The organism is Roseateles sp. GW835-FHT13E02, assembly GCF_058794035.1.
On sequence record NZ_JBXAGJ010000016.1, the window covers coordinates 37,214 to 57,888 of the forward strand.

Annotated in this window: 18 protein-coding genes; 9 read left to right on the top strand and 9 right to left on the bottom strand. The window is 68.7% G+C overall.

Annotated elements, in window-relative coordinates:
* The first annotated feature begins 226 nt into the window (after positions 1-226).
* On the top strand, positions 227-412 hold the full coding sequence (locus tag AC1Q6P_RS16075; protein ID WP_133155270.1) for a hypothetical protein: 186 nt from the start codon (positions 227-229) through the stop codon (positions 410-412).
* Between the two features lie 10 nt (positions 413-422).
* Here the strand turns inward: AC1Q6P_RS16075 and AC1Q6P_RS16080 are convergent, their stop codons facing one another.
* Positions 423-1,349: a LysR family transcriptional regulator ArgP gene (locus AC1Q6P_RS16080; RefSeq protein ID WP_271007511.1), complete on the bottom strand. Its 927-nt coding sequence runs from the start codon at positions 1,347-1,349 to the stop codon at positions 423-425.
* Positions 1,350-1,428: 79 nt separating this feature from the next.
* Between AC1Q6P_RS16080 and AC1Q6P_RS16085 the strand changes: the two genes are divergently transcribed.
* The 4 genes from AC1Q6P_RS16085 to AC1Q6P_RS16100 all read left to right on the top strand — a co-directional run bounded on the left by AC1Q6P_RS16085 (position 1,429) and on the right by AC1Q6P_RS16100 (position 7,294).
* On the top strand, positions 1,429-2,061 hold the full coding sequence (locus AC1Q6P_RS16085) for a LysE/ArgO family amino acid transporter (protein ID WP_492665073.1): 633 nt from the start codon (positions 1,429-1,431) through the stop codon (positions 2,059-2,061).
* Between the two features lie 24 nt (positions 2,062-2,085).
* Complete coding sequence (locus AC1Q6P_RS16090) at positions 2,086-3,366, top strand: D-amino acid dehydrogenase (protein WP_492665074.1); 1,281 nt, start codon at positions 2,086-2,088, stop codon at positions 3,364-3,366.
* An 85-nt stretch (positions 3,367-3,451) separates the two neighbouring features.
* On the top strand, positions 3,452-4,762 hold the full coding sequence (locus AC1Q6P_RS16095; RefSeq protein ID WP_492665075.1) for an Hsp70 family protein: 1,311 nt from the start codon (positions 3,452-3,454) through the stop codon (positions 4,760-4,762).
* A gap of 72 nt (positions 4,763-4,834) precedes the next feature.
* Positions 4,835-7,294 carry an alpha/beta hydrolase family protein gene (locus tag AC1Q6P_RS16100; protein WP_492665076.1) on the top strand — a complete coding sequence of 820 codons (2,460 nt, stop codon included), beginning with the start codon at positions 4,835-4,837 and terminating at the stop codon, positions 7,292-7,294.
* A 10-nt stretch (positions 7,295-7,304) separates the two neighbouring features.
* Here AC1Q6P_RS16100 and AC1Q6P_RS16105 read toward each other — a convergent pair whose 3' ends face one another.
* On the bottom strand, positions 7,305-8,144 hold the full coding sequence (locus AC1Q6P_RS16105) for a YecA/YgfB family protein (RefSeq protein ID WP_223696631.1): 840 nt from the start codon (positions 8,142-8,144) through the stop codon (positions 7,305-7,307).
* Positions 8,145-8,313: 169 nt separating this feature from the next.
* Complete coding sequence (locus AC1Q6P_RS16110; RefSeq protein WP_492665077.1) at positions 8,314-9,321, bottom strand: LysR family transcriptional regulator; 1,008 nt, start codon at positions 9,319-9,321, stop codon at positions 8,314-8,316.
* Between the two features lie 95 nt (positions 9,322-9,416).
* Here AC1Q6P_RS16110 and AC1Q6P_RS16115 point away from each other — a divergent pair, with 95 nt between their 5' ends.
* The 3 genes from AC1Q6P_RS16115 to AC1Q6P_RS16125 all read left to right on the top strand — a co-directional run bounded on the left by AC1Q6P_RS16115 (position 9,417) and on the right by AC1Q6P_RS16125 (position 13,246).
* Complete coding sequence (locus tag AC1Q6P_RS16115; RefSeq protein ID WP_492665078.1) at positions 9,417-10,943, top strand: CoA-acylating methylmalonate-semialdehyde dehydrogenase; 1,527 nt, start codon at positions 9,417-9,419, stop codon at positions 10,941-10,943.
* 76 nt (positions 10,944-11,019) lie between these two features.
* Positions 11,020-11,514: a GrpB family protein gene (locus tag AC1Q6P_RS16120; protein WP_492665079.1), complete on the top strand. Its 495-nt coding sequence runs from the start codon at positions 11,020-11,022 to the stop codon at positions 11,512-11,514.
* A 58-nt stretch (positions 11,515-11,572) separates the two neighbouring features.
* A complete protein-coding gene (locus AC1Q6P_RS16125) occupies positions 11,573-13,246 on the top strand; it encodes a diguanylate cyclase domain-containing protein (protein ID WP_492665080.1) in 1,674 nt (557 codons plus the stop codon).
* Positions 13,247-13,288: 42 nt separating this feature from the next.
* Here the strand turns inward: AC1Q6P_RS16125 and AC1Q6P_RS16130 are convergent, their stop codons facing one another.
* From AC1Q6P_RS16130 to AC1Q6P_RS16155, 6 genes are all read right to left on the bottom strand, one after another.
* Entirely contained in the window at positions 13,289-14,056 is a 768-nt protein-coding gene (locus tag AC1Q6P_RS16130; RefSeq protein WP_492665081.1) for a DNRLRE domain-containing protein, read from the bottom strand.
* A gap of 33 nt (positions 14,057-14,089) precedes the next feature.
* Positions 14,090-14,677, bottom strand: a complete 588-nt coding sequence (locus AC1Q6P_RS16135; protein WP_171826663.1) for a PEP-CTERM sorting domain-containing protein — start codon at positions 14,675-14,677, stop codon at positions 14,090-14,092.
* Between the two features lie 37 nt (positions 14,678-14,714).
* Positions 14,715-16,202, bottom strand: coding sequence for a PhoX family protein (locus AC1Q6P_RS16140; protein WP_102769718.1), 1,488 nt, complete (start codon positions 16,200-16,202; stop codon positions 14,715-14,717).
* A gap of 118 nt (positions 16,203-16,320) precedes the next feature.
* The gene (locus tag AC1Q6P_RS16145) at positions 16,321-17,496 is read right to left on the bottom strand and encodes a GGDEF domain-containing protein (protein ID WP_492665082.1); all 1,176 of its coding nucleotides are present in this window, start codon (positions 17,494-17,496) and stop codon (positions 16,321-16,323) included.
* A complete protein-coding gene (locus AC1Q6P_RS16150; protein ID WP_171826666.1) occupies positions 17,493-18,689 on the bottom strand; it encodes a GGDEF domain-containing protein in 1,197 nt (398 codons plus the stop codon). The genes AC1Q6P_RS16145 and AC1Q6P_RS16150 overlap by 4 nt, the downstream gene beginning before the upstream one ends.
* A 123-nt stretch (positions 18,690-18,812) precedes the next feature.
* Positions 18,813-19,823 (bottom strand): septal ring lytic transglycosylase RlpA family protein, encoded by a 1,011-nt coding sequence (locus AC1Q6P_RS16155; RefSeq protein WP_492665083.1) that lies wholly within the window; start codon positions 19,821-19,823, stop codon positions 18,813-18,815.
* A 144-nt stretch (positions 19,824-19,967) separates the two neighbouring features.
* On the opposite strand from AC1Q6P_RS16155, the gene AC1Q6P_RS16160 reads away from it, so the two are divergent.
* The gene (locus AC1Q6P_RS16160) at positions 19,968-20,669 is read left to right on the top strand and encodes a fumarylacetoacetate hydrolase family protein (protein ID WP_492665084.1); all 702 of its coding nucleotides are present in this window, start codon (positions 19,968-19,970) and stop codon (positions 20,667-20,669) included.
* Positions 20,670-20,675: the final 6 nt, after the last annotated feature.

Consider the following 20,675-nt stretch of genomic DNA (forward strand, 5'->3'; position numbering starts at 1 on the left):
GCGACGGTGACGAATCCCCGAACTGGGTGCTCTTCGCGGTCTAGTTGGGAAAACCACACGCTCCCGCGGAGGTGAAATTTCCCTTTGCATACTTCATATCGAGGGATAAAGGGTGAAAACCCGATCATCCCCCCTTAGATGGGTGTTCGCGCGGCGGGTTTATGGCTATTCTGCCGGTCCTGCTGTGATGCCAACTGCGTCACACGCCACTGCCACAAGATCAGCTATGAACGCACTTTTGATGAAGTATTTGGCCCTGGGCATGGTTGCGCTGGTCATGGTGTGCGCCCTTGGCCTTGCGCATTCCATCCAGGATCGCAAGAAGCCGGGCCAGCAGCGCATGGCCTTGCTGGAATCCAAGTCCATGGTGGCCTCGGTGGCCCTGGCCGCATCGGCCGCCGGCCGCGACTGACTTTTCTGACCTATTTCAAGGCCGCGCGCGCACCTCGCGCCAGGGCCTGACCGATCTGGTCCAGCAGCGCCACCCGCGCGGGGGCCGGTGCCAGATCTGAAACCAGCTTCCACTGGTGCCAATACAGCGTGACATCCACGCTCAACTCCGGCCGCAGCGCCACCAGGGCGCCACTTTGCAAGAGCGGACGCACCTGCAACTCCGGCGCCACGCCCACCCCCCAGCCCATGCAGACCGCCCGCACATAGGCTTCGCTGGACGGCACATAGCGCTCCTGCAGCCGCGGTGACTGCACCTGGAAGGCCTTGGCCACCCACTGCACCTGGCTGTCGTCCTTGCGGTTGAAAACCAGGAAGGGCGTGCTGGCGAAATTGGCTTCGTTCAGGCCCTCGGGCAACTGCCGCTGCAGAAACTCAGGGCTGGCCACCGCCACATAGCGCATCACGCCCAGCGGTTGCACCAGGCAGCCCCGCAGCGCCTGGCTGACCGTGCTGACGCAGCCCAGCACCTCGCCCTGGCGCAGCCAGTCATGGGTGAAATCCTGATCGTCCACCACCAGCTCGAGGCCGTAGCCTTCGCGCAGGCCGACCTGCACCACCGGGTCCAGCGCCGGCAGCACCCAGGTGGCCAGGCTGTCGGCATTGATGGCGATGGCGATGCGCTCGTTCGGCGCCACCTGGGCGCCCAGCTCGCGCGCCACATCGGTGCGCAGCGCCTGCAACTGGCGTGCAAAGCGAAGCAAGACCTTGCCCGGCTCGGTCAGGCGCAGCGGCCGCGAGCGCACCACCAGCAACTGGCCGACCTGCGCCTCAAGACTGCGCAAGCGTTGGGAGATGGCGCTCTGGGTGATGGACAGGCGCTGAGCGGCACGCTCGAAGCTGCGTTCATCGGCCAGGGCGGCCAGGCAGTCCAGTCCGGCGGAATCCAGGTCTTTCATAAGTACGGCTAATGTACGCCGACAAATATGAATTGCGCTTCTGGTTTGCACGGACTCTGCCGACAATCCGCCACCCATGATGGACAGCAGCCCCAGCGCCTTCGGCGCTTTGACCCAAGGCTGGCTCAGCGGAGCCAGCCTGATCATGGCCATTGGCGCGCAAAACGCCTTGGTGCTGCGTCAAGGACTACTGAGAAGCCATGTGGCGCCGGTGGTGGCTCTGTGCGCGCTGTCAGATCTGTTGTTGATCTGCCTCGGCGTCTTTGGCCTCGGCGCCGCCATTGCCTCCAATGCAGGCTTGATGAATGCGTTTCGCTACGGCGGCGCCCTGTTTCTCATCTGGTACGGCGTTCAGGCCGCCCGGCGTGCCTGGCGTGGCTCGGGTGCGCTGGAGGCCGCTTCCGGTTCGGCGGGTTTGTGGGCCACCTTGCTCAGCGCGCTGGCCATGACCTATCTGAACCCTCATGTCTATCTGGACACCGTCGTGCTGCTGGGCCTCTTGGGCAACCAGCAGCCGCTTGATTTGCGTTGGGCCTTTGCTACAGGGGCCTCACTGGCTTCCGTGATGTGGTTCACGGTTTTGGGGTTCGGTGCGGCCGCGGCTGCCGGGCCTTTGAGCCGGCCGTTGGTTTGGCGCGGCATCGACGCACTGATCGCTTTGCTGATGTTTGCCTTGGGATTACAACTGCTGCTGGGTCCCCTTGGCGTTTGAATTTGAACTTGTGGAGTACACGCAATGAAAGTCGTCGTCCTGGGAGCCGGCATCATCGGCATCAGCACCGCCTGGTACCTGCTGGAGCAAGGCCATGAGGTGACCGTGGTGGATCGCCAGCCCGATGCGGCGCTGGAAACCAGCTTCGCCAACGGTGCGCAGATCTCGGTCAGCTTCTGCGAACCCTGGGCCAATGCCGGCGCACCTTTCAAGGTGGCCAAGTGGTTGCTGCGCGATGACTCGCCGCTGCTGTTCCGCCCCAGCCTGGACCCCAAGCAGTGGATCTGGGGCCTGAGCTTTCTGACCCAATGCACGAACGCCGCGTTTGAGCGCAATGTCGAGCAGCTGGTGCAGCTGGGCCGCTACAGCCACGAATCGTTGAAGGCCCTGGTCAGCCAGACCGGCATCGAGTACGAGCGCCTGGAGCGGGGCATCCTGCACTTCTTCTCCTCGCAGGCCGATTTCGAAGCCGGCGCCGCCGGGGCCGAGATCATGCGCCGTCACGGTGTGGACCGTCGCGTGCTGGGCCGTGACGAGGTGCTGAAGATCGAGCCGGCCCTGGCCGCTTTCGGCCGCAACATCCACGGCGGCACCTTCACGCCCAGCGATGAGTCGGGCGACGCCAAGGTCTTCACGCAAAAGCTGGCCCAGCTCTGCCAGCAGCGCGGCGCCACCTTCCTGTACGAGCACGACATCCTGCAGCTCTCGCGCAGCGGCCAGCAGATCGACGCGGTGCAGATCGCCGATGTGCGCAGCGGCAAGAAGCGCGAGCTGCGCGCCGATGCCTTCGTCGCGGCCATGGGCTCCTACACCCCCATTCTTCTCAAGCCGCTGGGCGAGTTCCTCAACATCTACCCGGCCAAGGGCTACTCGGCCACGCTCAAGCTCAAGAAGCCGGAGCGGGCCAGCGTCGTCAGCCTGCTCGACGACACCCGCAAGATCGCCATTTCGCGCCTGGGTGACAGCATCCGCATCGCCGGCACGGCCGAGCTCTGCGGCTTCGACAGCGACCTCAATCGCCCGACCTCGCGCACCCGCTGCGAAGCCCTGGTCAAGCGCTACGAAGAACTCTTCCCCGGCGTGGCCGACCTCAGCGAAACCAACTACTGGACCGGCCTGCGCCCGAGCACACCGACCAACATCCCCTACATCGGCCGCAGCAAGAAGGCGTCCAACCTCTGGCTCAATGCCGGCCACGGCACCCTGGGCTGGACCCATGGCGCCGGCTCCGGTCACGCCCTGGCCGAGTTGATGGCCGGCCGCCGCCCGCCCATGGCGTTCAATTTCTACGGCGCGGTGGCTTGACCCTGCGCCCGCGCTTCGGGCGATTCAGGGCGGCCCGGTACAATCCGCGCCCCCCTGCCGTTCGGCTCATCACAGCCGCTTCTCCATGAGCCACGCCTCCGCCCCGTCCTTCTGCGCCATCGACTTTGGCACCTCCAACTCGGCCATTGCCGTGCCGGCGGAGGGCGGTGGCATGCGCCTGGTGGCGCTGGAGGGCGAGCACACCACCATGCCGACGGCGGTCTTCTACTTTGTGGAAGGCCGGCATGACGCCGACGGCCCGCCGCGCGCCTTCGGTCGCGCCGCCGTGGCGGCCTACGTCGAGGGGGCGGACGGCCGGCTGATGCGCTCGATGAAGAGCATCCTGGGCTCGGGCCTGATCGAGCAGACCACCGATGTCGGCGGCGGCCGTGGCGTCAAGTACTCGGACATCCTGGCCGGCTACCTCAAGCGCTTGCGCAACACCGCCCTGGCCTCGGGCGCGCCGGGCCCGCTGAACAAGCTGGTGCTGGGCCGGCCGGTCTTTTTCGTCGATGGCGAGCCGGCGCGTGACGCCGCGGCACAGGCCTCGCTGGAGGCGGCCGCCCACAAGGTCGGCTTCGACGAGGTGCATTTCCAGTTCGAGCCGATCGCCGCGGCCTTCGACTTTGAGCACCAGATCGACCGCGAGCAGATCGTGCTGGTCGCCGACATCGGCGGCGGTACCTCTGACTTCTCGGTCGTGCGCGTCGGCCCCGAACGCATGAACCGCCTGGACCGCCGCGACGACATCCTGGCCAACCATGGCGTGCACATCGCCGGCACCGATTTCGACCGCCACATCGAGCTGGCCAGCATCCTGCGTGAGTTTGGCTACCGCAGCTTCGGCCCCGAGCGCGCCGGTTCGCCGCCGCGCGAAGTGCCCAGCGGCGTCTACTTTGACCTGGCCACCTGGCATTTGATCAACACCGTTTACAGCCCGCAGCGCGTGGCCGAGCTGCGCCAGATGCGCAGCTTCTACGGCAACCTCAAGCACCACCAGCGCCTGATGACGGTGGTGGAGGATCACCTTGGGCACGAGCTGGCCGGCCGTGCCGAGGGTGCCAAGATTGCCGTCTCCGGCGGGGGCGACACCGTCATCGACCTGGGCCTGGTCGAAAGCGGGCTCGAGGTCGCCCTGAGCGAAACGGTGGCGGTGCAGGCCCTGGAGGCTGACATCGGCCGCATCGTCCAGGCCGGGCGCGAGGCCGTGGCCCAGGCCGGCCTGCGGCCCGATCAGGTCAATGCGCTCTACTTCACCGGCGGCTCCACCGGCCTGCGTTTCCTGGCCGAGAAGATCGCCGCCGACTACCCGCAGGCCCAGCATGTGCGCGGCGACCGATTTGCCTCGGTCGCCACCGGCCTGGGTCTGCACGCCGCACGCCTGTTCAGCCAATAAGCCGGCGGGGCGCGGCGCCAGGGCGGGCGCTGCTAGAGTCGTCGCTTCGTTTCAAAACGGCGACACCTCACCATGCGCTTCAGCCCCGTTCCTCGTCTTTTGCCCCTGGCCATCGCCCTGGCCCTGGGTAGCTTGAACATCGCCTCGTTCGCACAGGCACCACAAGCCACGGCCGCCGGCCCGGCGAGTGCCGAGGGCTATCAGCAGCCCTCTGCGGCCATGCGCGCCGTTCTCGATGCGCCGGGCCTGCCGGCCCACCAGCTCTCGCCCGATCAGAAAACCCTGGCCGTGGCCCAGCTGCAGCGCCACCGCACGATTGCCGAGCTGGCCCGCCCCATCCACCGCCTGGCCGGTGGCCGTTACGACGCTGCGGCCGGCGGCCCGCAGATGATCACCGCGATCGAATCGCTGCAGCTGCGCGACCTGGCCCGGCCCGAAGCGCCGGCGCGTGAGGTGCGCTTGCCGGCCGGTGGCGCCTTCCACCAGCTGCGCTGGTCGCCGGACGGCCGCCGCTTCCTGCTCAACCGCCGCACCGACAAGGCCATCGAGCTCTGGGTTGGTGATGTCGCCAGCGGCGCGCTCAAGCCGCTGCGCGGCCTGCGCCTGAACCCCATGTTCGAGCGCAATGTGGCCTGGCTCAATGCCGACGAGCTGGTGGCCGTGGCCGTGCCCGACCAGCGCGGCCCGGCACCGCAGTTCAGCGTGCCTAGCGGCCCGTCCATCCAGGAGTCCATGGGCCAGACCTCGCCCGAGTTCACGCGCCAGGACCTGCTCAAGAACCGCCAGGACGAGGCCCTGTTCCAGCACCAGGCCAGTGCCGTGCTGCGCCGGGTGGACCTGCGCAGCGGCGCCTCGCGCGAGATCGGCGCGCCGGGCCTGATCGCCCAGGTGCAGACCGTGGGCACGCAGGGCACGCTGTTGGTCGAGCGCCTGGTGCCGCCCTTCAGCTACCAGGTCGGCGCCAATGACTTCGGCCGCGAAGTCGAGCTGCGCGACGCCCAGGGAAAGCTGTTGCGCAGCCTCGGCGCCGTCAAGATCCGCCAGGGCGTGCCGGTCGAGGGCGTGATCACCGGCCCGCGTGACTACTGGGCCTCGCCCCTGGCCGATGGCGCCGTCTACTGGGTGGAAGCCCTGGACGGCGGCGACCCGAACACCAAGGTCAGCCACCGCGACCGCCTGATGCGCCTGGATGCGCCCTACCAGGGCGAGGCGCGCGAAGTGCATCGCACCGCCGGCCGCGTGGTCAACCTGAGCTTTGTCGAGGCCAAGCCTCGTGCCTTGGTGGCCGAGTACGACCGGGACCGCCGCTGGCTCAGCGTCGATCTGCTGGCGCTGGACGGCAGCGCGCCGCCGCAGCGCCTGCAGGACCGCTCGCAACGTGACCGCTACAAAGACCCCGGCCAGCCGCTGACCCGCGTGCTGCCCAACGGCCACAGCGTCGCTCGCCTGGACGCCGAAGACCGCCTGCTGCTGGTCGGCCAAGGCGCCAGCCCGGCCGGTGACCGGCCTTTCATTGACCGCCTGAGCCTCAAGACCGGCCAGACCGAGCGCCTGTTCCAGTCCGGCAGCACGCACTACGAGCGGCCCATCACCTTGCTGGCCGATGGCCGCCTGCTGAGCAGCCGCGAGACCTTCAACGAGCCGCCCAATCTGGTGCTGCGCAGCGGTGCCGATTTCGGCCAGATGCAGGCCCTGACCCAGCACCGCGACCCGACGCCGCAGCTGCGTGACATCCAGCGCGAGCTGGTCAAGTTCAAGCGCGCCGATGGCGTGGAGCTGAGCTTCTGGCTCTACCTGCCGCCCGATTTCAAGAAGGGTGAGCCGCGCCCGACCTTCGTCTGGGCCTACCCGCTGGAGTTCACCGATGCCTCCACCGCCGGCCAGGTCAGCGGCTCGGCCACGCGCTTCAACACCTTCGGCGGCACCAGCCCGCTGATGTTGCTGCTCGACGGCTATGTGGTGTTGATGGACGCCACCATGCCCGTGGTCGGCGATCCGAAGACGGTCAACGACAGCTTTGTCGAGCAGATCACCGCCAATGCCCAGGCCATCATCGACAAGGCGGTGGAGTTGGGTGTCAGCGAGCGCTCGCAGATGGTGGTGGGCGGCCACAGCTACGGCGCCTTCATGACGGCCAATCTGCTGGCCCACACCGATCTGTTCAAGTCCGGCATTGCGCGCAGCGGCGCTTACAACCGCACTCTCACGCCCTTCGGCTTCCAGAGCGAACGCCGCACCTACTGGGAGGCGCAAGACGTCTACCTGCGCCTTTCACCGTTCAATTACGCCAACAAGCTCAAGGAACCCATCCTGCTGATCCACGGCGAGAACGACGACAACCCGGGCACTTACCCGATGCAAACCCAGCGCTTGTACCAGGCCCTGGCTGGCACCGGCGGCAATGTTCGTTATGTGACCCTGCCGCTGGAGTCTCATGGCTATGCGGCACGCGAGTCGCAAGGCCATGTGCTGCGCGAGATGAGCGACTGGATGAAGCGCCAGACCCGCGATCCGCGGGCCCCCAAGCCCTGAGTCGGCTTTTTCAGTAGCGGCCGCGCGGCGGCGGGCCGCGCCGGGCCGGCGGTCGCTGCGGGGCGGCAGGTTTCGCCTGCGGCCGGCTGACGTCGGCCAGCATCAGGCAGGCGCTGACCAGGCCTTCGACCGCCTCTTCCAGATCCTTGGGCGGCTCCAGCGACTCGATCTCCTCGAGCAAGTCGTCGGCGTCCTCGAGGTCGTCCGGGTCCAGGTGCATGAAGAGGGCGGCCAGGGGTTCCAGCAGATCGGCCGCGTCCTCGCGCATCAGCTCGGGGAACAACTCGGTGGCCAGGGCGAAGCCGGCCACCCAGGGGAAGACCACCTCGGAGGGCTCGGCCTCTTCGTCTTCATCCTCCCCCTGCATCTCGAACACCCAGGGGTCGAACCACTGGCGGTCGACGATGGCCTGGTTCAGCTGCTGGTAGCGACGCTTGACCAGGGCCAGCAGGGGCCGGCTGTCGAAGCGTTCGGGCGGGTTGCGGCCTTCCTCGCTGTCCAGCACATGGCGGGTCCACTGAAAGGCTGGCACGGCCTTGGGCTGCAGCAGCACGCCGACCAGATAACCGTCCAGCATGCTGACATCGAGCGGTTCCAGCGGCGCCGGCACCTGGTCGAGCAGCGCCTGCAGCTGATCCAGCTCGGCCTCGCTGAGCGGCTGGATTTGCGGCTTTGCCAGCGGCGGCTTGGCGGCCGGGGCTGCGTGGCTGCCACGCGGGCCGGGGCGGCTGGTGGCGCCTGGGCTTGATGCGCCGGGGCCTGGCCGGGGGCCCGGACCGGAGCGGTGGCTGGAGCCCGGGCGCGCAGGGGCGGCGGACGAACGCGGGCGGGACGGCTTGTTTGAACTCATGCCGCTATTGTCCGGCCGAACCGGTAGCCGTGGCGTGCCGTGCAAGTCAAGCCTGAGCGACTCCTACCCATTGGGGATACCGCGTCGGGCGTCGGCCCTCTAGAGTACGCATCAAGCAAGTGCCTCACGGCCTCTTGCAACCGTCCCAACGACGTCCTTTCGAGGACTTTCAACGCTCACCCGGCTTGCTTGGTGGGCGTTTTTTTTGCCCGCCTCCGCTGGGCGCAGCGGCAAAGCCACCCGCCAGCGCCTCGCGCAAAGCCGCCACCAGCAGCTGCACCGGCCGCGACGTGGCGCTGCTCCAGGGTCGCAGGGCGTAGATGGCGTCACCGAAGAAGCCGACCGGCCGCCAGGCCGGCAGCAGCTCGACCAGCTCACCACGGGCCAGGGCCTCGGCAGCGCTGAAATCGGGCAGCAGGGCCAGGCCCAGGCCGCTCAGCGCCGCCTCGCGCAGGATCTCGCTGTTGCCGGCGCGCAGCGGGCCTTGCACCTGCACCTTCACGCGTTCCACCTCGGCGCCGTCGTCCTGCCGCTCGAACAGCCACTGCGCCGGCCCGGGGCGCAGATAGGCCAGGCAGGCATGGGCGGCAAGGTCCTCCGGCGATTGCGGCGCCGGGTGCTGGCGCAGATAGGCCGGGCTGGCGAGCAGCAGGGCGCGGCTGTCGCAGAGCTTGACGGCGACGTGGCTGTCGGGCGGCGCGCTGCAGTGGCGCACGGCCAGGTCGAAGCCTTCCTGGGCCAGAGAGACCAGGCGGTCGGACAGATCGAGCTCGATCTGGATTTCGGGGTAGGCCTGGCAAAAACGGTTCAAGAGCGGCGCCAGATGCTGGCGCCCCAGGGCCACCGGTGCGCTCAGGCGCAGGCGGCCGCGCGGCTGGCCGACGGCGTCGCGGCTGGCGCCCAGGGCGGCCGTGATCTGGGCCAGCGGCGCCGCCGTTTCGGCCACCAGGCGCTGGCCGGCCTCGCTCAGGCGCACCGAGCGTGTGGTGCGTGCCACCAGGCTCTGGCCCAGCTGGCGCTCCAGATCGGCGATGCGCTGGCTGACCGCGGCCTTGGACAGGCCCAGGCGCTGCGCTGCCTTGGTGAAGCTGCCGAGCTGGGCGATCACGCTGAGGGCGTGGAGCTGGCCCCAGAGCTGATCGGGGCGGGCCTCGGTGGGTGGCGGTGTGGTGCTCATGATTGTTCACTTTACCGAACAATCAAGTTGCCGAATCTGGATTGGCAGCCGTGTCTGCTCTGCCTAGACTGGGCCATCCCCTGGAGAGCCCCGCCATGAGCCACAACCCTGTTCCGCCCTTCGACCGCCGCGACGATGTCGGCCACTTCATCAACGGCCGCGTGCACGTCACCAGCGCCGCGCGCAGCCAGCCGGTCTACAACCCGGCCACCGGTCAGGTGGCGCGCCAGGTGCAGCTGGCCAGCGCGGCCGATGTCGAGGCCGCCGTGGCCGCCGCACAAGCTGCCTTCCCGGCCTGGGCCGATGCGCCGCCGCTGCGCCGTGCCCGGGAGATGTTCAAGTTCCTGGAGCTGCTGCATGCGCACAAGGACGAGCTGGCCGCCATGATCACGGCCGAGCATGGCAAGGTCTTCACCGACGCGCAGGGCGAGGTGGCGCGCGGCATCGACATCGTCGAATTCGCCTGCGGGGCACCGCAGCTGCTCAAGGGCGACTTCAGCGACCAGGTCTCGTCCGGCATGGACAACTGGACCCTGCGCCAGCCGCTCGGTGTGGTGGCCGGCATCACGCCTTTCAACTTCCCCTTCATGGTGCCCATGTGGATGGCGCCGCTGGCCCTGGTGACCGGCAACACCTTCATCCTCAAACCCAGCGAGCGCGACCCCTCGCCCAGCCTGTTCGTGGCCGAGTTGCTGCAACGCGCCGGCCTGCCGGATGGCGTCTTCAATGTGCTGCAGGGGGACAAGCTGGCCGTGGACGGCTTGCTGCACCACCCCGATGTGAAGGCGCTCAGCTTCGTCGGCTCCACCCCCATCGCCCAGTACATCTACCAAACCGGCGCGGCCCAGGGCAAGCGCGTGCAGGCCCTGGGCGGGGCCAAGAACCACATGGTGGTGATGCCCGATGCCGATGTCGAGCAGGCGGTCGATGCCTTGATCGGCGCCGCCTACGGCTCGGCCGGCGAGCGCTGCATGGCGATCTCGGTGGCAGTGCTGGTCGGCGATGTGGCCGATCGCATCATCCCGGCCGTGGCCGAGCGGGCCCGCCGCCTCAAGATCAAGAACGGCATGGAACTCGATGCGGAAATGGGCCCCATCGTCAGCCGCGAAGCGCGCGACCGCATCGAGCGCTGCATCGCCCTCGGGGTGGAAGAGGGCGCACAGCTGGTGGTGGACGGGCGCGGCCTCACAGTGCCGGGCCTGGAAGGCGGCTTCTTCACCGGCGGCACCTTGTTCGACCATGTGCGGCCCGAGATGCGCATCTACCGCGAGGAGATCTTCGGCCCGGTGCTGGCCTGCGTGCGCGTGCCCGATTTCGCCGCGGCGGTCGATCTGGTCAACACCCATGAGTTCGGCAACGGCGTGGCCTGCTACACCAGCGATGGCCACATCGCCCGCGAGTTCGTGCGCCGCATCCAGGTGGGCATGGTGGGCATCAATGTGCCCATCCCCGTGCCCATGGCCTGGCAGGGCTTTGGCGGCTGGAAGAAGAGCCTGTTCGGCGATATGCATGCCTATGGCGAAGAGGGCGTGCGCTTCTACACCAAGCAGAAGAGCGTGATGCAGCGCTGGCCGGCCAGCGTGGCCAAGGGCGCCGAGTTCGTGATGCCGACCAGCCGTTGATCGGCGGTGCCCCTGGTCATGCCGGGCGCGGCCCGAGCTGGGCGAAGATGGAGGACCTTTGCCCTCTTCTCACACCATGGAACTCTTTCCGGCTGATGCCTACCAGGCCGCCCTGGCGGCGCGTTTCGATGCCGTGGCGGCGCAGCTGCGCGCCTGGGTGCCCGAGGGGCGGCTGGAGCACATCGGCTCCTCGGCCGTGCCCGGCGCCGTGTCCAAGGGCGATCTCGACCTCTGCCTGATCGTGCCGGCCGCCGCCCATGCCGACACCGTGGCCTGCTTGCAGGCCCAGGGCTATGTCGAGCAGCAGGACACCTTGAGCACGCCTGAGCTGTGCATGCTCATCGCACCCGCCGCCTTGCCCGAGCATGCGGTGCAGGTGGTGGCCGCGGGCTCGGAGTTCGAGGACTTCCTGCAATTCCGCGACGCCTTGCTGGCAGATCCCGAGCTGGTGCAGCAATACAACGCCATCAAGCAGGCCCATGCCAGCTCGGGCGAGGCGGCCTACCGTGCGGCCAAGAGCGATTTCATCGCCCGCGTGCTGCAAGGCCAAGCCACCCCACCGCTCGCCTGAGGGGGCGCAGGCGCGCCCAGATCGGCTACGCTTGCGCCTCCATTGATTTGAGACGCCCATGCAAGCAGTACTGCACAGCGACGAGGATGCGGCCGCGGCGGCGGTTGGTGGCGAGACCCTGGCGGATTGGCTGGCGGTGGCGCGCGCACAGGCCCAGGCCGATCTGGGCCTTGGTTTTGCCGCCGCCACGCGAGCCTGGGAGGTGGCCAGCAGCCAGGGCCAGTTCAGCGAATACCTGGAAGCCGGGCGCTGGCGCTGCTTCTACATGTACCGCCGGGGCGAGATGGCCGGCATGCTGGCGGCGGCCCAGCAGCTGATGCCCGCCTTTCGCGAGCAGGGCAGCAGCGCCTCCCTGTGCGAGCTGCTGCGCTGGATGGCGTTTGCCGCCGCCGAGATGGGCGACTTCGAATCGGCCCTGGCCCATGTCAACGAAACCCTGGCGCGCGCCCGCGAGTTGGCCGAGCCCAAGCTGGTGGCGCTGGCGCTCAATGCCGTGGGTGCCGTGCTGGAGCGCATGGGCGACCCCTGGCAGGCCGAACGCCTGATGAACGAGGCAGCCGCTCTGGTGGCCGAGCAGGCCGGTCCGACCGAGCGCCTGATCGCCCACAACAATCTGGCCACCGTGGGCCTGAGCCACTACAAGCTGCTGCGCCACAGCCAGTCGCCCGAGCAGCGCCGCGAAGGCCAGGATGCACTCTCGCGCGCCTTGCAGCACACCTTGGCGGCGCGGCCCCATGGCCTGGCGGTGGGGGAGTGTTTTGTGCTGGCCATCAGCGACAGCAACCGCGGCGAGATCCTGCTCCATCTCGGCCGATTGGACGAAGCCGAGGCCGTGCTGCACGAGGCCTTGGCCGACATCGATGCCCATGGCTATCTGGGCCTGGGATGGCGGGCGCGTTGCTCTCTGGCCGAGCTGCAGCTGGCGCGTGGCGATGCGGCAGGCGCCGCCCAGGCCCTGGCGGCCGTGCTGGCCGAATCCGCCGGGCGGGCGCAGAGCGAGCTGCTGATGCGTTTGCACCATGCTGCCTACCGTGCCACGCAAGCCTTGGGCGACGCCGCCCAGGCCTTGCACCACCTGGAGCAACACCTGGCCGTGGCGCGCAGCCGCGCTGTGGCCCAGCTGGCGGCCCAGGCGCGTTTCTTTGTCACCCGGGTCGAGGCGGAGCGCTCGCTGGAAGAGCGGCGCCTCTCTCCGGCCAACGGACGCGAGGCCGCCGTCGGCAGCGAAGTGGCCGAGCCGCCAGACGCGTCCTGGCGCGACCCGCTGACCGGCCTGGGCAACCGCGAATGCATGGCGGCGCGCATGCCGGCCCTGGTGCGCGCCGCCGAGCTGACGGCCGCGCCCCTGACCCTGGCCTTGATCGATGTCGATCGCTTCACCGCCCTGACCCGCCAGCATGGCCTGGACGTGGGCAACCAGGTGCTGCAGGTGCTGGCCCAGATGCTGCGCGACAACACCCGCGCTCGCGACCTGCTGCTGCGCCTGGCCGATGACCAGATCCTGGTCGCCCTGCCCGACACCGTGGCCGATCGCGCGGTCGAGGTCTGCGAACGCCTGCGCAGCGCCGTCGAGCTCTACCCCTGGTCGCAGCTGGCCGAGGGCCTGGATGTCACCCTGAGCATCGGCCTGGCCAATGCGCCGCCCTACGCCACCGATCTGTTGGTGGCGCGCGCCGAGAGCGCGATGTACCGCGCCAAACACCTGGGCCGCAACCGCGTGGCCTTGGCCTGAGGGACGGCGCGCGGCACGGGCCGCGCCTGAGCCCGGTCGGTCTCAGTGTCGGCGGCTGCGACGACCTTGCAGGCCCAGGATCGCCATCAGGCCGGCGCCCAGCAGGGCCCAGCTCTGCGGTTCGGGCACGCTGGACACCAGCTGCACGCTGAGCAGGGGGCGCAGGCTGGCGTTGCTGGCTTCGCTGCTGTGGAAGTCGATGCCGTTGCTGCCGGCGGCAAAAGGCTGCAGCAACCAGCCATGGTTCGCCACCGTGCCGGCCTGCATGGCTTGCAGCGAAGCGGTGAGGTCGATGCTCAACAGGCCGGTGCCGATATTGGCATTGCTGTTGTTGGCACCCACGCTGGCCAGGCTGCTGGTGCCGGCTTCAACACCGTTGGTCTGAATGCCGGCGCCGACCAGGTTCCAGCTCACGGTGGATTGGTTCCAATCGCGCAGCATCTGGTGCACGGTGAAGCCGCTGCCGGCGTCGAAGACCTGCAGCTGCAGGGTGGCCGAGACGATGGTGTCGCCGCCGCGGATCTGGCCGGCAGCCGTGCCGAACAGCTGCTCGAAACGGATCAGACCTTGGTTGGGCTTGGCGCCCGGGCTGCCGTCGTCGCCGTCGATGCTGAGGTGATCGAGGCTGCCGTAGTTGACGCCGCGGCTGTCGCCACCGCTGGTTTCATTGCTGCGGATGTGGGCGTCTTGCGCGCCGGTGTAGCCGTTCACGCCTTGCTGGAACTTCAGCGTGACGGGCGCGTCGGCCGCCAGGGTCTGGCCCCATGGGGCCAGCAAGAGGGCGGTGGTGAGTGCGAGGGTGGTTTTCATGACGGTGCGTTCGGTGGGTTCTGGAACTCGGGATCAAACGCTTCGGCGGCGTGCGGCCCAGCCGAGCACGGCCAGGCCGGACAGCAGCAGGGCATAGGTTTGCGGCTCCGGCACTGCCACGGTGATGCTGAAGGTCTCGCCGACCTGCCGGCCGCTCAGGTCCAGCGACCAGTCTTGGGCGCCGGCTTCGAGCAAGGGGTTGCCGATGGAGAACTGCGTGGTCACGCCCGGGCCGCCAAACTGCGCCCAGAGGCTGTCAGCGCTGTGGCCCGAGGCCAGCACCGGCTGGAAGCCATCGGTGCTCACCGTGCCGGCCGGCGCGGCAAAGCGCGCGCCGTTCAGTCGCACGCTGGCGGCCTCAAAGCCCAGACCGGACAGGTTGCTGACCAGGGCGTTGAAGCTCAGGGTCTGGCCGAGGTCTTGGGCCTCGACCAGGAAGTTCAGCGTGACCTGGCCTTGCCGGGCGAAGCTCAGGTCGAAGAACAGCTGGCTGGCGCTGGCGAAGCTGCTGTCCACGCTGGCGGCGCCGGTGTTGGCGCTGCTGCCGGTGTAGACGGCGGCCTGGGCCTGAGCGGCCAGGGCGAACAGGGCGGCTGCGGCGATGGAGGAAATCTTGTTCATGGAAGGGTCCTGGGTTCGGTGAATGGGCGGGGCGGCTTCAGAGCGGGCCCTTGCCCCAGGGGCCGGTGATGGCCAGGGTGATGCCGGGGGTCTGGATGTTGACGAAGAGGTAGCGGCCGGTCGGGTCGAAGCAGGCGCCGCAGAACTCGGAGCTGCGGCGGTCACCGGCCAGGCTGCTGAGCTTGCCCGCGGCAGTCAGTTGGGCGGCGCTGACGTTGACGTTGTTCTTGACCAGGATGAAGGTGTCGCCCTCCGGGGTCAGGCTCATCAGGCGGCTGCCGAAGCCAAAGCTGTCGGTGGCGCCGCCGCCGTCCTCGCAGATGACGATGCCGCCACGCGGGCTGACAGTCAGGTTGTCGCCGGCATCGCCGACCAGCTCGGAGGCACTGGCGTAGATGCAGACCAGGGTCTGCGTGGCCAGATCGAGTTCCCAGATGGCACCACGGCCGACATTGCCGCCCGAGGTGTCCATCACATACATCTTGCCGGCGTGGTGCCAGATGCCTTCGCCGCGATTCATGCGCAGCGCGCCCTGCGCCCAGCCCTGCACGAAGGGGCCGGCGCAGTCGTTGATGTTGACGCCGTTCAAGCCCCTGGCGGTGCCGCGGTTCTGGTCAGGATCGGCGATGTCCACCCACTCCAGCTCATAGCTTTGCTCCAGCTGAGCCGGAGCGATGTTGACGTTGTTCTGGCCCTTGACCTTGGCCATCTGCAGGCGGCCACCTTGCGCCAGGCTGCCCAGGCTGCCGGGCGTGACCAGGGGGATGTAGCGGTAGAAGCCGGATTTGCCCGACAGGTCTTCGGTCAGGTAGGCGATGCCCGAGACGGGGTCGATGGCGACCGCCTCGTGGCCAAAGCGACCCATGCCGACGATGGGCTGGCCGGTGGTCTGGCTGGGGTCGGCGGCGCACTCGAACACATAGCCGTGCTTCTTGCCTTGGCTGCTCATGCTGTCGGAGCTGACCTCCTCGCAGCTCAGCCAGCTGCCCCAGGGCGTGGGGCCGCCCGCGCAGTTGCTGCGGGTGCCGCCCAGATTGGCGTCGGTGCGCACCCAGTTGCCGTCACGGAAGACCAGATTGGTGGTGCCGCCGTTGAAGTAGTTGCTGCCGGACATGCCGGTGTCGTACACCGCGGGCGCGCCGAAGTAGCTGGCGTCCGGGCCGGTTGAGACTTCATGGTTGCGGATCAGCACCAGCTCGGTGCTGCGGCCCACACGGCGGCTTTGCACCACGGCCATGCCATCGTGGGCGCGCGGCGTGGGCTTGCCATTGCTCATGGCATCACCGGTCCAGCCATAGCTCTTGTAGCTGAAGCCGGCCGGCAGTTGCAGCAGGGGCAGGCCGGTGCTCAGGTCATTGACCGGTGCGATCGGGCCGTAGGGGCTGTCGATCAGCTGGGTGTTTCCGGCAGCCTGGGCCTCGCGGCTGTGCAGGGCGCCGAGGGTGGCGATGAAGGGCAGCGCGGCGGCCGCCGAGGCGCTCTTCAGCAGATGGCGACGGGAGGGGGCGAATTCTTGTTCGGACATGATGGGGGGTGGCAGCGTGGCGACCGGGTGGTTGAAAGCCCGGCGCATTCTGTTCAGCCATCACGACAGCTCCGTGGAAGCCCTCACACGTTTCTGTAAGCCATTCGGCTCATGCTCGTCAGGCGTCCAGCGCCTGCACCACATTGCGCCCCTGCGCCTTGGCGCGGTACATGGCGCGGTCGGCGCGGCTCAGCACGGCGTCGGCGCTGATGTCGCCGGGCTCCGCCTCGGCGATGCCGAAGCTGGCGGTCAGCGGCCAGCTCTGGCCCTGCCAGAGGAACTCGCTTTCTTCCAGATTCAGGCGCATGCGTTCGGCCACCAGGGCGGCGCCGGCAATGTCGGTCAGGGGCAGCAGCATGCAAAACTCTTCGCCGCCGAGGCGGCCCAGGGCATCGACCTCGCGCACGCAGGGCTTGAGCACCTCGACCAGGCGCTGCAGGGCCGCGTCGCCGGCGGCGTGGCCGAGGCTGTCATTGAGCTGCTTGAAGCGGTCCATGTCGATCATCACCAGGGCATAGGGCTTGCCGCGTTGAAGGCGGGCATGCTCGGTGTCGATGGCCTCGCTGAGGGCGCGCCGGTTCAGCACATCGGTCAGTGGGTCGTGGCGGGTCAGGCGCTGGATGCGCCGGATCAGCTTGGCCAGGATCAGAAAAGCCATGGTGGTGTTAAGCACCAGATTCATGGCCAGCATGGACCAGAGCCAGGCGATGTTGAAATCCCCCGAGCCCAGGATGTCGGTGTTGTTGCCCGGCAGGACCAGGGACTCGATCAAACGCCCGACCAGCAGCACGCTGATCAGGAACAGCGGCCCCGAGAGCAGCAGGGACATGGCCACCGACACCCGCTGGCGCAGCGCCCGCCAGGCGTCCAGAGCGCTCATCAGGGCCAGGGCACCCAGGCTGCCGAAGACCACCCGGGTTTCATTGCGCATATCGCCGCTGTAGGGCAGATGGGCCAGCAGCAGGGCGGCCGGCACGAGCAGGGCCAGGGCGCTGCGCCAGGCGAGGCGCCCTCGGACCAGGGTCGGGACCACCGCACGCAGCACGGCAAGGGCGCCGATGGACAGCACGTCCGAGGCCCAGAAGCTCAGCCAGTGCGGCGCTTCGCCGCGCAGGGCATGCAAGGTCAGCGAGGCGGCCAGCATGGCATTGACCAGGGCCAGGCCGAAGGACGCGCGCGGAGCCAGGCGCGCGCCCTGGGCCATCACCCACCAGAACAGGCTGGCCACGGCAAACACCAGCACCGTGGCGGCCAGCAGCGTCAGTGCATCCGTGGGGCCGCCACCGAGGTTCATGCTGACAGCTCCCGACCCAGGCTGGCGCCCGGTTCAGCCACGCAGACGCGGTCGCGGCCCAAGGATTTGGCACGGTAGACCAGCCAGTCGGCCATGGCCAGACTGCTGTCGCCCTGCGGATCGCCCGCCTGGCAGGGCACCACGCCGAAGCTGGCCGTCAGTGGCAGCGACTGCTCGCGCCAGACCAGGGGGCTGCGACGCAGGGCTTCGCACATGCGCTGGGCCACCCGCGCGGCGTCGGGCAGTGGGGTGTGCGGAAGCAGCACACAGAACTCCTCGCCCCCCAGCCTACCCAGGCGGTCGAGTTCGCGCATCGAGGCGCGCAACACCTTCACCAGATGCAGCAAGGCGGCATCGCCCGCGGCATGGCCCAGGCTGTCGTTGATCTGCTTGAAATGGTCCACGTCCAGCATCACTAGGCTGTGGGTCTGGCCCCGCTCCACCTGGGCCTGCAGCTGGGCCAGCTCGGCCGCCAGGGCGCGGCGGTTCAGCGCGTCGGTCAGCGGGTCGCGCAGGGTCATGTAGCGGATGCGGTCGATCAAGCGGGTCACAACGACGCCCACCAGGCCGATACCGATGGCCAGGCTCAGCACCAGATAGGCCCCAGCCAGCCAGACACTGGCATGCTGGCCTTGCACGAAGAAGGGCCGTTGCTCGTTCAGCCACAGCAGGCTCAGGCTGCGGCCCAGCAGCATCAAGGCCATCAGCAGATAGGGAAAGACGATGAAGGCCCGTACCCAGGGCAGCAAGGTGGCGCGTCCGCCGGTCAGCACATCGCGTGCGGCCAACAAGGTCAGTGCGCCCATGCCGGCCGAGTTCAGGGCCAGGGCAGCCGCTGCGTGCCCGCTGAAGCTGAGGGCCAGCATGGCCGCAGCGGCCAGCCCGGCGACACCGGCGATGTCCAGCCAGCGCATGCGCAGCCGCATCATGCGGCGAATGCCGAGGGTCATGAGCGCGAAGCCCAGCAGGCTCAGCAGTTTCTGAACCCAGCCCTGCAGCGCGGCCGGCCACCAGGCCTGGCAGTCGAGGCAGAGCAGGGCCGGGATGATGCACAGATAGGCCGTGGCCAGCAGCAGGGCGGCGCGCGGCGCGATGCGAAAGACCTGGGCCATGATCAGCCATACCAGGGCCGTGAAGCCGTGGAACACGGCGTTCACCTGCAGCAGGGTGTTGGCATCGAGGGACTGCGTCATCAACGGCTCGGTAGGGGCGCGACCCGCGCGAGGCGGGGCCGGCCCTCATGATCGCCGAGCCCCCGGGGCGACACAATGGCCCGCCGGCCCGAACAGGTGGCAATTTGCCCTGTTGTTCCCGCGTCAGCGGCGCTCCACCACCACCGCATTCATGGCCAGGGCGCCGCGCACCTTGTCGGCCGCTTGGCGGGCATCCTCGCGTGAGGCGTAGGGCCCGGCCTGCAGGCGGTGCAGGCCGCTGTCCTTGAACACGGCCAGCAAGGGCGCCAGCCAGTCCAGTTCGGCCAGCAATTGGCGGCGCATGGCCTCGGCGCCGTCCATGCGCGAAAAAGCGCCCAGCTGCACCCAGAAGCCGCGGCTGGCGGCGCGTGGCGCGGCCGGCAGGGGTGGCTCGGCCGCCGGGCGCGCGGCCTCGGCCAGGGCGAGCTGCTGGGTGCTTTCCAGCTCGGCCGCACCGGCGGCACCGGCCGCGGCATAGACCGGCGGGTTGCTGTCGGGCAGGGGCGGGCTGCCCGGCGCGGGCTTGTTGTCCTTGCGCTGCCAGGCGCCGGTGCGTATGTCCTCGAACGTGATGCGCTCCACCTCGACCGGCGTCACGCCCTTGAGGATGCCGAGCTTGAGCGCCGCCGTGTAGCTGAGATCGATGATGCGGCCGCGGTGGAAAGGGCCGCGGTCGTTGATGCGCACCAGCACCTCGCGGCCATTGGCCGGGTTGCGCACGCGGGCGTAGCCGGGGATGGGGATGGTGGCATGGGCGCCGGTCATGGCGTACATGTTGTAGATCTCGCCGCTGGAGGTGGGCTTGCCATGGAACTTCTTGCCATACCAGGAGGCCAGGCCGCGCTCGACCAAGGGCAGGTCCTCGGTCATGGGCTCGTAGCGCTGGCCGAAGACTTCGTAAGGCTTGTTGGGGCCGCCCTTGCGGATGGGCTCCAGCTTGGGCGTGGCGTCGGGCACCTGATCCAGCCCGGGCGGGATGACGGCCTCGGGTCCGTCGCGGTCGGAACTGGCGGGCGAGGGCCGGGGCTTGCCGGCACTGCCGGCCGGGGATGGGTTGGGGCTGCTGGCGCAGCCCACCAGGGCGGCGAGGCAGCAGGCACTCAGGGCATGGGTCCAGTGGAGCCGCGGGGGCATGGATCGTGGGGGCAGGGCAGTGCGGCACTTTGACATGGCCGCCACCCTACACAGGGCGCCCGCACTTGCCAAGTGCAGCCGCGAATCGGGCCGCGCGGTCGTATGCTTGGCAACCTCACACCGGCACTGCAGGACCGATTGGCCATGAGCTTGAACTACATCTTCCCCCCCGCCGAGCAGCCCAGCGTGGCCGTGAGCGGCAGCCAGGCGCGCTACGCCGTCAGCCGCATCTTCTGCGTCGGCCGCAACTACGCCGCCCATGCGCGTGAAATGGGCTCCGATCCCGATCGCGAGCCGCCCTTCTACTTCAGCAAGCCGGCCAGCGCCTTGGTGCCCTCGGGCTCTACCGTGCCCTATCCGCCCGGCACGCAGAACTACCACTACGAGATGGAGCTGGTGATCGCCATCGGCGCGCCGGTCTTCAAGGTCACGCCCGAGGCGGCGCGCGCGGCGGTCTGGGCCTATGCCGCCGGCCTGGACATGACGCGCCGAGACCTGCAGGCCGAGGCCAAGGCCAACGGCCGACCCTGGGACACGGCCAAGGGTTTCGAGCAATCGGCCGTCATCACCGAGCTGGTGCGTGTCAGTGACACCGGTGTGCTGCGCGCGGGCACGATCAGCCTGGCCGTCAACGGCGTACAGAAGCAGCGCGGCGATATCGCCGACATGATCTGGAGCGTGCCCGAGATCGTGGCCAATCTCTCGCAGTACTACCACCTGCAGCCGGGCGACCTGATCTACACCGGCACGCCCGACGGTGTCGGCGCCGTGCGGCCCGGCGACGAGATCAGCGGCCACATCGACGGCTTGCCGCCGCTCAGCCTGCGCATTGGCGAGCCGGACTAGACTGTC

Coding starts and splice junctions, on each gene's coding strand:
- AC1Q6P_RS16075 (WP_133155270.1), top strand. CDS start 227: ATGAACGCACTTTTGATGAAGTATTTGGCCCTGGGCATGGTTGCGCTG.
- AC1Q6P_RS16080 (WP_271007511.1), bottom strand. CDS start 1,349: ATGAAAGACCTGGATTCCGCCGGACTGGACTGCCTGGCCGCCCTGGCC.
- AC1Q6P_RS16085 (WP_492665073.1), top strand. CDS start 1,429: ATGGACAGCAGCCCCAGCGCCTTCGGCGCTTTGACCCAAGGCTGGCTC.
- AC1Q6P_RS16090 (WP_492665074.1), top strand. CDS start 2,086: ATGAAAGTCGTCGTCCTGGGAGCCGGCATCATCGGCATCAGCACCGCC.
- AC1Q6P_RS16095 (WP_492665075.1), top strand. CDS start 3,452: ATGAGCCACGCCTCCGCCCCGTCCTTCTGCGCCATCGACTTTGGCACC.
- AC1Q6P_RS16100 (WP_492665076.1), top strand. CDS start 4,835: ATGCGCTTCAGCCCCGTTCCTCGTCTTTTGCCCCTGGCCATCGCCCTG.
- AC1Q6P_RS16105 (WP_223696631.1), bottom strand. CDS start 8,144: ATGAGTTCAAACAAGCCGTCCCGCCCGCGTTCGTCCGCCGCCCCTGCG.
- AC1Q6P_RS16110 (WP_492665077.1), bottom strand. CDS start 9,321: ATGAGCACCACACCGCCACCCACCGAGGCCCGCCCCGATCAGCTCTGG.
- AC1Q6P_RS16115 (WP_492665078.1), top strand. CDS start 9,417: ATGAGCCACAACCCTGTTCCGCCCTTCGACCGCCGCGACGATGTCGGC.
- AC1Q6P_RS16120 (WP_492665079.1), top strand. CDS start 11,020: ATGGAACTCTTTCCGGCTGATGCCTACCAGGCCGCCCTGGCGGCGCGT.
- AC1Q6P_RS16125 (WP_492665080.1), top strand. CDS start 11,573: ATGCAAGCAGTACTGCACAGCGACGAGGATGCGGCCGCGGCGGCGGTT.
- AC1Q6P_RS16130 (WP_492665081.1), bottom strand. CDS start 14,056: ATGAAAACCACCCTCGCACTCACCACCGCCCTCTTGCTGGCCCCATGG.
- AC1Q6P_RS16135 (WP_171826663.1), bottom strand. CDS start 14,677: ATGAACAAGATTTCCTCCATCGCCGCAGCCGCCCTGTTCGCCCTGGCC.
- AC1Q6P_RS16140 (WP_102769718.1), bottom strand. CDS start 16,202: ATGTCCGAACAAGAATTCGCCCCCTCCCGTCGCCATCTGCTGAAGAGC.
- AC1Q6P_RS16145 (WP_492665082.1), bottom strand. CDS start 17,496: ATGAACCTCGGTGGCGGCCCCACGGATGCACTGACGCTGCTGGCCGCC.
- AC1Q6P_RS16150 (WP_171826666.1), bottom strand. CDS start 18,689: ATGACGCAGTCCCTCGATGCCAACACCCTGCTGCAGGTGAACGCCGTG.
- AC1Q6P_RS16155 (WP_492665083.1), bottom strand. CDS start 19,823: ATGCCCCCGCGGCTCCACTGGACCCATGCCCTGAGTGCCTGCTGCCTC.
- AC1Q6P_RS16160 (WP_492665084.1), top strand. CDS start 19,968: ATGAGCTTGAACTACATCTTCCCCCCCGCCGAGCAGCCCAGCGTGGCC.